The organism is Pseudescherichia vulneris NBRC 102420, from assembly GCF_000759795.1.
Taxonomy (GTDB): domain Bacteria; phylum Pseudomonadota; class Gammaproteobacteria; order Enterobacterales; family Enterobacteriaceae; genus Pseudescherichia; species Pseudescherichia vulneris.
Map to the genome: position 1 here is coordinate 76,044 of NZ_BBMZ01000015.1, position 13,233 is coordinate 89,276.

At 50.9% G+C, this 13,233-nt stretch carries 11 protein-coding genes and 1 pseudogene; 5 read left to right on the plus strand and 7 right to left on the minus strand.

The genetic code is table 11. The annotated features are described in order from the left end of the window. Window positions 1–3: 3 nt before the first annotated feature. The 3 genes from EV102420_RS14070 to EV102420_RS14080 all read right to left on the minus strand — a co-directional run bounded on the left by EV102420_RS14070 (window position 4) and on the right by EV102420_RS14080 (window position 1,935). A complete protein-coding gene (locus EV102420_RS14070; protein ID WP_042392797.1) occupies window positions 4–480 on the minus strand; it encodes a nuclear transport factor 2 family protein in 477 nt (158 codons plus the stop codon). Between the two features lie 50 nt (window positions 481–530). Beyond that, window positions 531–1,106 carry a TetR/AcrR family transcriptional regulator gene (locus EV102420_RS14075; RefSeq protein WP_042392799.1) on the minus strand — a complete coding sequence of 192 codons (576 nt, stop codon included), beginning with the start codon at window positions 1,104–1,106 and terminating at the stop codon, window positions 531–533. 253 nt (window positions 1,107–1,359) lie between these two features. Beyond that, window positions 1,360–1,935 (minus strand): CGNR zinc finger domain-containing protein, encoded by a 576-nt coding sequence (locus EV102420_RS14080; RefSeq protein ID WP_042392802.1) that lies wholly within the window; start codon window positions 1,933–1,935, stop codon window positions 1,360–1,362. Window positions 1,936–2,027: 92 nt separating this feature from the next. Between EV102420_RS14080 and EV102420_RS14085 the strand changes: the two genes are divergently transcribed. Beyond that, window positions 2,028–2,963: an alpha/beta fold hydrolase gene (locus tag EV102420_RS14085; RefSeq protein WP_042392803.1), complete on the plus strand. Its 936-nt coding sequence runs from the start codon at window positions 2,028–2,030 to the stop codon at window positions 2,961–2,963. A 90-nt stretch (window positions 2,964–3,053) separates the two neighbouring features. Continuing rightward, window positions 3,054–3,266 carry a VOC family protein gene (locus EV102420_RS21475; protein ID WP_255211684.1) on the plus strand — a complete coding sequence of 71 codons (213 nt, stop codon included), beginning with the start codon at window positions 3,054–3,056 and terminating at the stop codon, window positions 3,264–3,266. Between the two features lie 535 nt (window positions 3,267–3,801). Here the strand turns inward: EV102420_RS21475 and EV102420_RS14090 are convergent. From EV102420_RS14090 to EV102420_RS14100, 3 genes and pseudogenes are all read right to left on the minus strand, one after another. Beyond that, window positions 3,802–4,908 (minus strand): annotated as a pseudogene (locus EV102420_RS14090) (MFS transporter); the annotation flags it as partial. A 117-nt stretch (window positions 4,909–5,025) separates the two neighbouring features. Then, window positions 5,026–5,988, minus strand: coding sequence for a GlxA family transcriptional regulator (locus tag EV102420_RS14095; RefSeq protein ID WP_042392807.1), 963 nt, complete (start codon window positions 5,986–5,988; stop codon window positions 5,026–5,028). A gap of 112 nt (window positions 5,989–6,100) precedes the next feature. Further along, window positions 6,101–6,877 (minus strand): MBL fold metallo-hydrolase, encoded by a 777-nt coding sequence (locus EV102420_RS14100; RefSeq protein ID WP_042392809.1) that lies wholly within the window; start codon window positions 6,875–6,877, stop codon window positions 6,101–6,103. 148 nt (window positions 6,878–7,025) lie between these two features. Here EV102420_RS14100 and EV102420_RS22365 point away from each other — a divergent pair, with 148 nt between their 5' ends. Beyond that, entirely contained in the window at window positions 7,026–7,208 is a 183-nt protein-coding gene (locus EV102420_RS22365) for a hypothetical protein (protein ID WP_131406019.1), read from the plus strand. Window positions 7,209–7,288: 80 nt separating this feature from the next. Here EV102420_RS22365 and EV102420_RS14105 read toward each other — a convergent pair whose 3' ends face one another. Further along, the gene (locus EV102420_RS14105; RefSeq protein WP_042392811.1) at window positions 7,289–9,262 is read right to left on the minus strand and encodes a glycoside hydrolase family 3 protein; all 1,974 of its coding nucleotides are present in this window, start codon (window positions 9,260–9,262) and stop codon (window positions 7,289–7,291) included. Between the two features lie 1,077 nt (window positions 9,263–10,339). Between EV102420_RS14105 and EV102420_RS14110 the strand changes: the two genes are divergently transcribed. After that, window positions 10,340–12,361: a protein-disulfide reductase DsbD family protein gene (locus EV102420_RS14110; protein WP_042392814.1), complete on the plus strand. Its 2,022-nt coding sequence runs from the start codon at window positions 10,340–10,342 to the stop codon at window positions 12,359–12,361. Continuing rightward, complete coding sequence (gene dsbG, locus EV102420_RS14115) at window positions 12,358–13,113, plus strand: thiol:disulfide interchange protein DsbG (protein ID WP_042392816.1); 756 nt, start codon at window positions 12,358–12,360, stop codon at window positions 13,111–13,113. The genes EV102420_RS14110 and dsbG overlap by 4 nt, the downstream gene beginning before the upstream one ends. The last annotated feature ends 120 nt before the right edge of the window (window positions 13,114–13,233 follow it).

Here is a 13,233-nt window from a genome sequence, read left to right on the forward strand (position 1 = left end):
AACTTACAGACCCAGATCAGAGAGGCTCGGGTGATCGTCAGGACGACGCCCCAGCGGCCAGAAGAATTTCCGCTCGCTTTCTTTAATAGGCATATCATTGATACATGCGAAGCGACGCTTCATCAGGCCATCGGCTTCGAACTCCCAGTTTTCATTGCCGTAAGAGCGGAACCAGTTACCTGAGTCATCACGCCATTCGTAAGCGTAACGGACAGCGATGCGGTTTCCGCCAAACGCCCACAGCTCTTTGATAAGGCGGTACTCGAGCTCTTTTTTCCACTTACGGGCGAGGAATCCTTCGGCTTCTTCACGATTATTCGCAAATTCGGCACGGTTACGCCATTTGGTATCCAGAGAATAAGCCAGCGCGACTTTTGCCGCGTCGCGGGTGTTCCAGCCATCTTCAGCCAGACGCACTTTCTCAATAGCCGTTTCCAGCGTAAATGGCGGAAGCGGCGGACGTACTTGTGCATTTGTCATGGTAAAACTCCTGTTAATTTCAGTTAATAGGTAATAGCAATATTCGTTACTCAGGCCCCGGCGGAGACCCGTGCCAGCAAAACTTTTGCGACGTCCCGTGCGTCGTCAGCGGCGTTCTGGTCGCCCATCACGTATGTCATGGTGATAGCCCCCTCCACGAGAATCAGCAGTTGCCGAGCCAGAACGACAGGGTGTTCTATGTTCAACTGCTCGCTGAGTTCGAGCGTGTAATCCAGCAGTTTCTGTTTATGTATTTTCGCAATCTGGCGAACGGGGTCATCCGGATCGCCCACTTCTCCGGCCGTGTTGATAAAGGCACAGCCCCGGAAGCCTTCAGACTCAAACCAGCCTTTCAGAACAGTGAACATGTTCAGAATGCGTTCCTGAGGCGTTTCGCCTTTATCAGACTCGGTTCTGAACCACTGCATCCACCGTTCGTCACGCTCATTCAACGCGGCCGACGCCACGTCCTCTTTGTTCGCGAAATGGCGATAAATACTTTTCCTGGCGACGCCTGAGGTCTTCACCAGAAGGTCCATGCCCATGGCGTGGATGCCGTTCTGATAGATGAGCTGCTCAGCGTTGGCGAGGATTTTTTCTCGGGTATCACTTGGCTTTTTGTTCATGGCTTTAAGGTAGAACGATCGTTCTACCTGGTCAAGCGTTTGTTTTGCCGTATTTAGATCCAGGTGGGCCGGACGAAAAAAAGTCCTTTTAAATCAAATGATAAATGGTAAAATTTTTTGTGCGGCAAGGTGGTTTTTTGAAAAGACAATGCCGTCAGGGATAAAATGAGCGTTGAGGGGAGGGATGAAAGATTGGGGAGAGGGGATATAAATTCTAACCGAAGCCGCACGTTTACAGGTGCGGCCTGGTTTGCTAAACGCCTTTTCTGTTGCGGAATGCAGCTACTTTCATGCGATTGCCGCAGGTGGCCATGCTGCACCAGCGGCGGCGATGGGATTTACTTAAATCATGAAAAAGTAAAATACAGTTGTCGGCTTCACACTGCCGCACGTATTCGAACTTTTCATCCGTGACCAGTTTTACAAGCGCGTCGGCAACCGGCCAGAGGAGGCCTTCGGCGCTGTCAGTAGCTGAACGAACATCCACATGATAGCGCTGTGTATCCTGGTCCCATTTCAGCCGCGTCTCAGGACGGCCTTTTTCAAGGATCCTGTTAATTACCGTCAGGTCTGCCTCACTGGACTTCATCGCAGCATGCACGACTGCTCTGGCTGCATCGCGGAGCTGGCGGGCCTCCGCCAGTAATTCAGGCGGAGCCACAACGCCTTTCGGCGCAAGGCCCGCCGTTTCCAGCCAGTCGATAACGCTTGTATCGTCATCAAAGCAATCATGTCGGTCATCACCCGTCCCGTATTCACTGTTGATGAAATCCAGTGCGAGGTTATCGGCCAGGAAGAGAGGAGGGGAAGAACGTTTTTTGATTTCCATACGCACCTGTAACCTATTAAATAATTTTGACAGGTTACCAGAATTATGTGTAACCTTCAATTTAACACTTTAACGGTTACAAGAGGCTTGCTATGACGTCTTCTCTTTCGGAGTTATCAGCTGCAGATAACACAACTGCCACCCAGGTGCATTACCGCTACAAACAGGCGGGCAACGTTAACGTTTTTTACCGTGAGGCCGGCGATCCGGCCTCGCCAGTTCTGCTGATGTTGCACGGTTTCGCCGGCTCATCGTTTATGTTCCGTGACCTGATTGCCCAGCTGGCAGATCGTTACCATCTGATAGCGCCAGATTTGCCGGCCTTCGGTTTTACCGAGGCGCCAGCACGGGGTGAATACGCTTATACCTTTGATCAGCTTGCTGAAACCATCGGCGTGTTCACTGAAGAGCTGGGCCTCAACACCTATGCTCTGTTGGTCCATGACTACGGTGCTCCCGTCGGATGGCGTCTTGCGCTATCTCATCCGCAGCGGGTTACCGCCATCATTTCCCAGAATGGCAACGCTTACGAAGAGGGGCTGGGAGAAGCCTGGGCACCTATTCAGAAGTACTGGGCCGACCCGACCTCCGAGAATCGGAGCGCGTTGCGTGATTTCCCAACACCGGCGTCAATCAAATGGCAGTATCTGGAAGGTGTAACCGATCCGAGTCTGGTTTCCCCAGATGGCTACTCACTTGAAGGGATGCAGGTATTACGGCCTGGCAATGCGGAGATCCAGCTTGACCTGCTGCTGGATTACGCCTCGAACGTGAAGATGTACCCTCTGTTTCAGCACTATTTCAGAGAGTATCAGCCACCCCTGCTGGCGGTCTGGGGGAAACACGATCCGTTCTTCATGGCCGCGGGTGCGGAAGCCTGGAAGCGCGATATCCCAAAAGCCGAGATAAACTTCTATGACACCGGCCACTTCGCGTTTGAAACGCATGCGAAAGAGATAGGGGACGACGTTCGGAAATTTCTTGACCGTCATGTCCGCCAGGCGGATTCACTTCCTTCAGAAGCTTAGCGGCCTGGGCCGTCCGAGCAATAATGGCGAAAGAGTTCGCTTTAAAGCAATCAAACCTGAACAAAGTATTTCAGAAGGAGGACATGAACAATGTCAGTGACTCATGGTGTTCAGCATATTGGCTTAGCGGTATCAAATCTTGATGAGAGTGCGGCATTCTTCACTCATTTATTGGGCTGGCAGGAAGTTAAGCGACGCGAAGACTATCCGGCCATCTTTGTGAGAGACGGTTATTGTAGACGTGGTGCCGGAGGAAATCTGGCATGCCAGTTCCGTGCTGCCGGTGATCGGGCCGGTATCTGAGCAGTGGCCCGGACTTGGTGCCACCGGAACCTGGAGTGAGGCGCGCCTGGCCGAACGCAAAAAGGATGGCTACAGGCGTTTTCGGATAGCTTCGAAGATTAAAGAGAGCGATAACATCACCTCTTTCTGCCTTACACCCGCTGACGGCAGTCCGGTTGATACGTATTGGGCGGGACAGTTCCTGCCGATACGGCTTCGGAAAAATGACGAAATATTTCAGCATAATTACACCAGAACTTGGTGAACCCGATGAACCTGGAAAAGTATCCTCGGCGGCAGTGCTTCCTGAAAGTGCACTAATCACTTTTACCTCCTCGGGGATCCAGACCGAATGGACGAACTAGAGCGGTACTCTTCTGGAAGCCGCCATTCTTAAGCTCAGGGGATAAACATGCGAGTTGCGTTACTTGCGCTTCCGGGCAGCATGCGTTCGATGCTTGCCTGGCTGACTGATATGTTCTGGCTGGCTAATCCCCCTTTTATTGTGAAAAGCCAGTCCTGCAAGTGGAACCATCAGAAACAGGACCCAGGGCAGGAGCAAGAAATTCATTTTCTCCCAGCCAAATGCGTTAAGAAGCTTCCCCGCGGCAAGTGAGCAGAGTAGTGTAAAAACAAAAATACTCATATCATTAATAGCCTGAGCAAATCCTTTTTCAGCTAACGAGAATGATGTCGCCAGAAGGCTAGTTCCGCCAATATAAAGAAAATTCCAGCCCAGCCCCACAAGAAAAAGTGCGCCTGCAAACTGGCTGAAGCCCGTACCCGATAATGCCAGCAGAATATACAGAACCAGCGTCCCTGCACCTGTCATCATCACTGTAATGATACCAAACCGTTCAATCAGTCGACCTGTAAAAAAGGAGGGTAAAAACATGCCCAGAACGTGGATCTGGATAACCGTGGCGCTCTGAGTTAGGGAGTAGTCATGATGTTTCATGGCCAGCGGGGTGGCCGTCATTGCCAGGACCATTATTCCAAATGCAGATGCTGCCGAGAAGAGCGCCACGGCATATGCCGGCTGGGTAATGACCTTTAGCCAGGGACGGGAAATGGACCCACTGGCCTCGTATTTTTCTGCTGCTGGCATCTGCAGGCGACTCAATAACGCCAGCCCTGACAGCGCAATAATTCCCATTAGCAGAAAAGAGCCCAGAAAAGGAACAGAAAACAGATGGCTCCCTGCATTTGCCAGTAAGGGCCCCATCAGGGCTGCCACGATCCCTCCGGCCATGACGAGTGAAATGGCGCGGGTACGATACGATTTTTTCGCCGCCTCGCCTGCAGCAAAGCGGTAAAACTGCGCAAAAGCCTGATAGATACCGACCATAAACGTGGCCACACACAACAGTGTGAAAGAATGGATGCTCAGGGCAATGACGGCAAGAATGCTGGCAACAATGCCCGCGCCCGCGCCGGTGCAGAACCCTTTCTTCCTGCCTGCCCGACTCATCCATATTGATGCAGGGAATGTTGCCAGGACAGTGCCCAGACTGACAGCCGCAATCGGCAGGGTGACTAGTGCCGGTGTGGGAGCAAGCATCTCTCCTGCCAGTCCTCCGATGGTCATGACAAGAATAGAAACGGTCTGAAAAATGGCCTGGGAACCAGCCAGGATCCAGACCTGGCGAAACATTATTTGCATAGGATTTAACCCGGTTAAGCATGCCCGTTTTGCTGTGACAGGCAGGATAAATGTGCAGACTCAACCGTGATTGCCAGCCGGGCCTAAAAATTGTGACAATTAACAAGCAAGTGGTAGTCAGAGCTGAGTACCAGGCCCTCTGAAAGCGCGCCGCCATTCGCTCGGGCTTACGCTAAACCGCGCTTTAAAACTCTGGCGGAAAGAAATAGGTGACTGAAATCCTGACATCGAGGAAACGACCTCAATGCTGTGATCGGTGGATTCAAGCAGCTCCTGGCTGCGCTGAAGGCGTTCGCTGTTGAGCCAGTCTCCGATCGTCATGCCGGTGGCGGCCTGAAAGTGTCGGGTAAGCGTCCGGCGGCTCATGCTGCAAAATTTCGCCAGTGAATCGATGTTATGCGGTCTCTCCAAATTCCTTCGCAAATAACCTGTCAGTTCATTTACAACGCTGTCGCGGGTGGTTTCCGGTACCGGACGTTCGATATACTGCGCCTGTCCACCTTCCCGGTAAGGTGGCATGACCATCCTGCGCGCTACTCTGTTGGCAAATGCGCTGCCGTAATGCGCACGCACGATATTTAGACAACAGTCAATCCCTGCAGCTGTGCCAGCAGAGGTGATGAGCCGTTCATCATTGATGTATAGCGCATTAGTATCCAGCCGGACTGTCGGGAAGCGTCCGGTAAAATCCCGCTCGTATTCCCAGTGTGTGGCTGCCCTTCGGTTATCAAGCAGGCCCGCGTAGGCCAGTACATAGGTGCCCAGACATAATCCCACAACCTCTGCACCCCGAACCCAGGCATCCTGCAGCGCTTTCAGCAGCGCGGGGGCTGGCTCTTCCTCCGGATGGCTCCAGAAAGGAACAATAATGATACTGGCGATCTCTAGTAGTTCGAGACCGTTTTCAACATGGATCTGCATCCCTGCATCGGACTGGACTATGCCGGGCGTTTCGGCACAGATCCTCAGGAAAAAACGGTCGGGTTCAGGTAAGGCCTGTCCGAAAATTATGCACGGCGCTGAAAAATGAAATGCACTGACGCCGGCAGTGGCAACAACAGCAACGACAGGTACGCTCACGTTATATCTCCGGTTCTGAATTATCTCGGCCTGATGATGTACAGCACCCGGAAAACGCACGGGTGCTGTCTTAAGCCTACAGATTTTGTCACGCGCTTCCTGAGGCTGTTTCTCAGAAGGTCAGCGTTTCACCGTCTTCAGGAATACGCACACTCTGCTGGATCCCGTTCATCTGAACGAATTCATTGATTTCACTGCGTGTCAGCAGACAATGGTTGATGGCTTCCAGATGAGAGGCCACCACCACCGCGCCAGGGAGCGCCTGATGAGTGCGTAAGATATCTTCGGTTCCCATTATAATGGCTCCGTACCCATCTACCTGAGCGAAGCCGGCATTGATGACGACCACATCCGGAGTATAGGTTGCAAGGCTGTCAGCGTAAGATTTAACCCAGATGGTATCCCCGGCAATGTACAGTACCTTTTCATTTTCATGACTGAAAATCAGCCCACAGGCGTCACCAAGAAATGCCGCCATCTCCGGATTAGCATAGGCTTCGTCACTCCCGTGCTGCCCGTCGGTCTTTATAATGGTGATATCGGCATAATTGTTTTCCACCTTTAGCACCCGTACATCAGTGAAACCCTGTCCACGAATGAGGGCGGCATCCGCCTCATGCTGTGAGAAAATGGTTTTGTCTTTTGGAATGAGTTGCTGTGCAGCCTCATCCCAGTGATCCAGATGGGTATGCGTGACGATGACTGCATCCACATTCAGCAACTCATCAACAGATACGGGGAGCTCAACCCGGGGATTGCGTAGATGCGAGCAAGCCGTTCCGGGGAAACCAGGCCACGCTTCTTTTTTCGCCAGAATAGGATCGATAAGGAAACGTTTACCTGCATACTCCAGGACGAGAGTGGCATTGCGAATTTGAGTTAATTTCATTGTTCTTCCGGTTAAATTGATTTCTCAGCAGGCTCTGGTGCCCTGTCAGGTATATATTTCCTGACTGCTGGTTAGGGCCCAGTATAGGGAGGGCTAAAGAACAACGTGAGAGACCCTTCAGCCAATAAACAATGGAATCGGGTCAACTATGCTTTATAACGTCCTCATCACAACCTGCGCCTGCCAGAAGATAAAAGCCGAAATAGCTTTAACCCAGGATAATGACTATGGCAAAGCCGGACCGGGGCAAGTTTCAGTTGCCTACGATGGGGAAGATGAAATCAAACAAGGCCTGGTATTATGCCGAACATCAGAAGCAAGGGCTGAATAAAACAGAGGAGCCTTCCTTATTAACTTGAAGGCCCCTCCGGATTTAGTCTAGATAGTGTTTTATTCGCCTGGATAGGTATTTCAACGTGAAAGCCCGAAGCCTAATGCATACAGAGGCGCTTTCAAATCATTCGGCACAGACGGATCTTGTTTGAGTACGGCATCTGTTGATGCAGGCAAGGCAAAAGGCAGGCGGCCTGAATAAGGTGCATCAGATGTCAGGCGTGAAAAAAGCACGCCATCACTCAGACCAAAGTTAGCAATAAATGCCTGCGTTTTATCAGTTACATTTGTCAGTATGGCGGGTCTTTCCATATACATCGTCATCACCACCGGCACTTTATGTGAGACCTTGTTAAGGATCTTCATGACTTCGCTGTCCGCTTTATACTCTAGCGAACCTTCATGATGGCGACGCCCGAAAAAGTAATTGTAATGAGGCTGTTCATAAGGCGCAGATGCGCGCAATACTGCAACATCTGCATCTTCAGGGTGATCAACCACGATCAGCCCTGCCTTCTTTGCCTCTGTGGCTTCGGCGCCATAAAGCCAGACACGGGTTCCCGGTTTGAGAGGAAGGATATGCTTGTTCTGCAAGAGAACCAGGGAGTGCATCTGCGCCAGGTTGGCTTCTTTCTGCGTTTCCTCACGACCCACAATCTTCTCAGCATTCCCGGCATCCACATAAGGCTGCTCGAACAGGCCTAGCTCGAGTTTTTGGATCAGGATACGTTTAGCAGACTCGTTGATGCGACTTTCTGTAACAAGGCCTTTTCCAACGGCCCCGGTAATGATATCTGAATCTGTGACGCCGCCAAACTGATCGATACCCGCATGTATAGCCTTAACAAACCGCTGCTCTTTCGTTAACGACTCCACACCCCAGGGCATGCCGCCGGTTACAGGCTTTTTACCCTCTGGAGCGCCATTAAGACATTCGTTATCGCAGTCGTTAGTAATTAGCCAGTCACTGATGATAACGCCCTTAAAGTTATACTCGCCTCTCAACAAATCAGTTAAAAGAAAATGGCTGTAGCCGGCGGCTACCGGTTCAGGTGATTTACCCTTCCAGTCCACGCCTTTCAACACCGAATAGGTGGGCATAACGGCTGCCACCTGAGATTCAAAGGCGCCTTTAAAAGGAACGATATGCTGTTCAAGATTATTCGTTTTGAAAACGACATTTTTGCCATACGCATTATGACCATCCAGACCGTTTTCAGCAGCGCCATAACCCACCCAGTGTTTGACCACGGCTGCCACGCCGTGCGGGTTTAGTCCCTGACTGCCGTTCTGCATGCCGGTGATATAGCCTCGTACCAGTTTTTTTGCCAGCTCAGGATCTTCGCCAAAAGTTCCGCTGATGCGAGCCCAGCGCGGCTCAGTAGCGATATCTGCCTGTGGAGAGAGGGCTTCGGTGATCCCTACCGCACGGTATTCCTGACCAATTCTGCTGGCAAACTGTCTGGCAAGGCTTTCGCTTCCGGCTGCGCCAATCCCGACAGGTTCAGGCCACTGGCTGAATTTACCGGCGGGATTACTGATACCGGCAAGCGCCTGGTAAGAATTTCGCGGGTCGGTACTGACAGTCACCGGAATACCCAGGCGGGCGCTTTCAGCAATTTCTTGTAAGTGGTTGTTCTGTTCGGCAAGGCGGCGGGGCTCCTGACCACCAAGACGCGTAAGGATGCTATTGATATGCGCATCAACAATCATTTTCCTGGCGGCATTCAGGTCGTATACATCGCCATTGCCAAAATTGTTTCCGCTTACTGGCCCCGTACCATGCATCATTAGTCCCGCTTTTTCCTTAAGCGTCATTTGCCGTAGTAAATCCTCGGCTCGTTGCGCAGCAGACAAACGCCAGTCTTCATACTGATTAAGCTTTCCATCACGATTAAGATCTTTAAACTGATAGCCATCCTGTGACAAAAGCGGGGCGCTCGTATGACCGAGTTGAGGCTGAAGGGTGTCTTTAGCATTAGCTGTTAATGCCAGTGGTGCGCATAACATAGCTAATAATTTATATCTGACGAAAAATTTGTCGTTTTGCATATACCTTTTACACCCTGAACTCAAAAATTAAATAATAATGACCTTTCGGTTGTGGCTATTACCACCCACCGAAAGGATTCTGCGTTTATTTCGAGTAATGAAACAATTCGTAAAATGCCGGTTTGTGATTGCAGTCACCTTTTTGCAAATTGTGATAACAATATCGGCCCGATATTAACGAGATCTGGCCCGTTATGTTTGGCGTGTTTTTATTATTCACGTAATTTTAACCATTTAATACCATGGCGAAAGCAGGGGTGCTCGTGTCCCGAAAGAATATAAAAAATAAAGACCACATTCAGGACGCGTAAATTGCAGTCATTTTAGATACCCGGCATTTTGCTGAAATAATCACGCTCTTTAACAGCAATCTAAAAGACACCATGCAAAACGAACCGGCCTTTTCCAGTGGGGGCGAATTTTTAAACCCTGAAGTACCGGGTGGCGTCGAGGCAGAAGTAAATCGGTCTGTAGCCGTCTACCAGAGAAAGCAGCCGTATAACGTGACGATTAGTCAGAGGGTAAAGGGATGCTGAGTGAAGGGGGAGGCCTAAACCTGATCCATGTGAAAGGTCCTGATAGCAATTCCTTTACAAATTGCCGCTTGCCCAAATACGAGTCGCTCTCTATCCTCATTGCCCATGAGCCTCCTGACGTGTCCGACTCAACAAAAAAACAGGCAACTAAAAGCCGTAGCGCTTTTGGTGGTTGCCTGCTTTGTCATGTTGATTTGTCTGGCGCAGCGGGCCAGCGTATTGCATCACATGCAGATTAAAGCAGCCACCCTTACCCTGTTAGCCGATAACAATACTCAGGAACGTGCGCCGGCAACATTGTCACCTTGTGAACTCAGCGCCCATTCGTTGCTTGCTGCACAGCCCCTTCACTTTGATACCATTCTTCTTTTGCCCGGTCTGCTTGTTCTTGTGTTAGCAGTAATCGTAAAAATCAGCGTACTGCCGTTACCGGTCACTCTTTTTCGTCCCCCCTTACTTCGAATACATCTCAAGAACTGCGTTTTCCGTGAATGACTGAACAGGAAGCACCCGTCCTGTCAATTTTTCACGGAGAAAATATATGAAAACGCTTCTAAGGGGCCTGTGGCTCCTGTTATTCAGCCTGTCTGCGGCTTCTGCTGCGATACCGGGCTGGTCGTTGAAGCCTGAAAACTCACATGCTCAGGTTCACGTCTATAACGATGTGCCAGCAGAGGGCAAAGTTCGCCTGCTGCTGGATGTCATTCCCAATGAGGGCTGGAAAACTTACTGGAGGACCCCCGGCGACGGCGGGTTCAGACCTGTAATTGAGTGGGATCCCCAGGTTAAAACACAGTGGCGTTGGCCCCGGCCTATCCGGTTCGATTCTGCCGGGTTCAGCTCAGTAGGCTATAACCAGCGAGTCGTGTTTCCACTGGAAATCACAACCAGCGAGACGCAGCAGTTACATGGAAAGCTGACGCTTTCTTTGTGTAGCAATCTTTGTGTAGTAAATACCTTCCCGCTTGATATTGACTTGTCGGCCGGAGCCTCACCCGATTTTGCCGATGCATGGGAAAATGCAATGGCGGCCGTTCCCCCGGAAAGCGGTAATATGACTGTCAGCTCTGTTACAACTGATGGGGATATGCTTACGGTTAAGGTAACCTCAGCGGACGGCTGGTTACAGCCAGATGTATTTACTGACAACCCGACGGGTACTAATTTGTCGCCGCCGCAGATTGAATTCGCCGGTGACACGCTGACGGCACGGTTCAGCGTTAGTGATGATGAGGGTAAACCGCTGGACGCATCCCGTTTGCAGCCGCTCTCCCTGGTAGTAAGCAATGGTGCGCAGAGCCAGCAACTTACTGCGGGTATCCGTGTCTCCACAACCCTATGGCAGATAATGGCCGTGGCATTGGCAGGTGGTCTTATTCTCAATCTGATGCCCTGCGTTCTGCCTGTTCTTGGGATAAAACTTGCTTCGCTGATGACGCTGGCACAGAGCAGTCGGCGTGAGACACGTCTTCGTTTTCTGGCAACGGCAGCCGGGATAATTTTCTCTTTCCTCGTACTGGCAGCGGTAATTACCGGCCTGCGTCTTTCCGGCGCTTGGATCGGCTGGGGTTTTCAATTCCAGAGTCCGTGGTTTATTGCCACCATGGTCGTAGTGACATGGCTCTTCTGTTTCAGTCTTGCGGGTCTCATTGAATTGCGCCTGCCTTCAGGTTTAACCACACGGCTTGCTACCGCTGGAGGGAATGGCATCGGAGGAAGTTTTCTTGAAGGGGCCTTTGCGACGCTTCTGGCCACGCCCTGTACCGCACCTTTCCTTGGCACTGCGTTGACATTTGCGCTAGCGGCACCCTTGCATCAACTATGGCTCATCTTTTTTGTTCTCGGTCTGGGAATGAGCCTTCCCTGGCTGGTTATCAGCATGGTCCCTGGTGTGGCTCGCTGGTTGCCCAGGCCCGGACCATGGATGGGAAAATTGCGCCTTGTGTTGGTCCTCCTGATGCTGGGATCCTGTCTCTGGCTCATGTCGCTACTCGTAAAAGAGTGGGGGGCACGCTATGTGCTTATCGGCGGAGGAATCATGGTAGCCTTTTTCCTTTACCGATGCGCCGTGTCCATGCCCCAGCACAAAGAAAATCTGCGGACCCTGGTTTTTGGCGTGCTGTTTGGTGCGGGATTGTATGCCTTCCTGGCGCCTCATCCACAAACTGAGAAAAGTTCTCTCCTTAACTGGCAGCCTCTTAGCCAGACGGCACTTAATGAGGCGCTGGAAGCCAAAAAGAGTGTGCTTGTAGACATTACCGCTGACTGGTGCCTGAACTGTCGGGTTAATGAGGTGCTGGTACTTCATCGCCCTGAGGTGGTTGCTGCGTTAAACCGAGATGACATTGTGTTATTGCAGGGAAACTGGAGCAAGCCGTCCGCTGAAATAGAGCAATTCTTGAGCCGCTACGGTGCCAGTGGTATTCCGTTTAACGCCATTTTTGGCCCTTCAACACCACAAGGGCATGTCCTCCCTTCACTTCTAAGCAAAGATGAGCTGCTGTCCGTACTGGCAAAGGCGAATTCGGCGAGTTCACCTGATTTTATTAAGGAAAAAGAATGAAAAAGATTTTATCCCTGTTAACCCTGTTTGTAAGCTGCGCCACTCAGGCGCAATCCTCTGAATTACCCGAGGCTGTAAAGCAAGTCGAGAAGCAGGGAATTGAAATTATTAAACCGTTCAGCGCACCCGGTGGGGTAGAAGGGTGGTTAGGTAAGTATCAGGACATGGGGGTAACGCTTTACCTTACCCCCGATAAGAAGCACGTTATTTCAGGTTATATGTATGATGCGCAGGGAAATAACCTGAGCGAGAAAATCATTAACGATGAGGTTTATGTTCCGGCTGGCCGCGAAATGTGGAAGACGCTTACCACAGCACAGGGGATTGTAGAAGGCAGTAAGGACGCTAAATGTCAGGTGGTTGTGTTTGCCGATCCCTTCTGTCCCTACTGCAATAAGTTCTGGCACCAGGCCCAGCCTTTTATCAAGGACAAAAGTATCAGCACGAAAACATTGCTGGTCGGTGTGATCCGCCCCGACAGCGGTCAGTATGCAGCGGCGATCCTCTCCGCCCAGCATCCAGATAAAGTCTGGTATGACCTTGAAAATTCTGACGGAAAAAATAAACCTGAACTGAAAGAGAACACTCCGCCTGCTATTTTTAAGCAGGTGCAACATAATCAGCAGCTTATGGAGAGTTTAGGGGCCACCGGTACACCGGCTATTTACTATCTTAATAAGGATCGTGCCTTACAACAAATCCTTGGCTTGCCTAATGCTGAGCAAATGGCTAACCTGGTCGCCTGCAAATAATCTTCACTGGCCATTCTCAGGAATGGCCTTAATAGATAAAAATATAATTGCGCAGTAGGTCTTAGTAACAATCATCTACGAGCTTAGACTCTACTAATATACTGATTTTTCATCTGAGAG

What these genes read in the sequence shown, in the direction of transcription:
- EV102420_RS14105 (WP_042392811.1), bottom strand. Translation starts at nt 9,262, where the DNA reads ATGCAAAACGACAAATTTTTCGTCAGATATAAATTATTAGCTATGTTA.
- EV102420_RS14080 (WP_042392802.1), bottom strand. Translation starts at nt 1,935, where the DNA reads ATGGAAATCAAAAAACGTTCTTCCCCTCCTCTCTTCCTGGCCGATAAC.
- EV102420_RS21475 (WP_255211684.1), top strand. Translation starts at nt 3,054, where the DNA reads ATGTCAGTGACTCATGGTGTTCAGCATATTGGCTTAGCGGTATCAAAT.
- EV102420_RS22365 (WP_131406019.1), top strand. Translation starts at nt 7,026, where the DNA reads ATGCTTTATAACGTCCTCATCACAACCTGCGCCTGCCAGAAGATAAAA.
- EV102420_RS14110 (WP_042392814.1), top strand. Translation starts at nt 10,340, where the DNA reads ATGAAAACGCTTCTAAGGGGCCTGTGGCTCCTGTTATTCAGCCTGTCT.
- EV102420_RS14100 (WP_042392809.1), bottom strand. Translation starts at nt 6,877, where the DNA reads ATGAAATTAACTCAAATTCGCAATGCCACTCTCGTCCTGGAGTATGCA.
- dsbG (WP_042392816.1), top strand. Translation starts at nt 12,358, where the DNA reads ATGAAAAAGATTTTATCCCTGTTAACCCTGTTTGTAAGCTGCGCCACT.
- EV102420_RS14085 (WP_042392803.1), top strand. Translation starts at nt 2,028, where the DNA reads ATGACGTCTTCTCTTTCGGAGTTATCAGCTGCAGATAACACAACTGCC.
- EV102420_RS14075 (WP_042392799.1), bottom strand. Translation starts at nt 1,106, where the DNA reads ATGAACAAAAAGCCAAGTGATACCCGAGAAAAAATCCTCGCCAACGCT.
- EV102420_RS14070 (WP_042392797.1), bottom strand. Translation starts at nt 480, where the DNA reads ATGACAAATGCACAAGTACGTCCGCCGCTTCCGCCATTTACGCTGGAA.